The sequence below is a fragment of the Shewanella electrica genome (assembly GCF_022321485.1).
GTDB classification, from domain to species: domain Bacteria; phylum Pseudomonadota; class Gammaproteobacteria; order Enterobacterales; family Shewanellaceae; genus Shewanella; species Shewanella electrica.
Genome location: NZ_JAKOGG010000249.1, coordinates 1 through 274 on the forward strand (window position 1 = coordinate 1; position 274 = coordinate 274).

1 protein-coding gene is annotated in these 274 nt (G+C 52.2%); it reads left to right on the top strand.

Translation table 11 applies throughout. From position 1 onward, the window contains the following. Nucleotides 1-77: 77 nt before the first annotated feature. Nucleotides 78-274, top strand: a 197-nt coding sequence (locus tag L9G74_RS20515) for a hypothetical protein (protein WP_238898611.1), incomplete at its 3' end; no start/stop codon positions are given.

A 274-nucleotide genomic window follows, 5' to 3' on the forward strand; every position in this document is an offset into this window, starting at 1 on the left:
AACAATGAAGATCATATTTTCATGCGCAAAGGCGAGGACTGGGTCAATCTAGAAAAACTCGTGCGAGCAAGAAGCGTATGACATTTTCTTCCGCGCATCACGGAATCCTTGCTGCTCAGCAAAAGGCGGCGGCTGATACCGCCAAGCAGCTCGCGAAAGAGCAGCAAAGTGCCGCCGCTGTTGAAGCCAGCCGCGATAAGTTACAGCGGTTCATCATTCTGGCGATCTTCTTAGATTTGAAACTGGCCTTCTGGGTGATGCTGGGGCTGCCGGT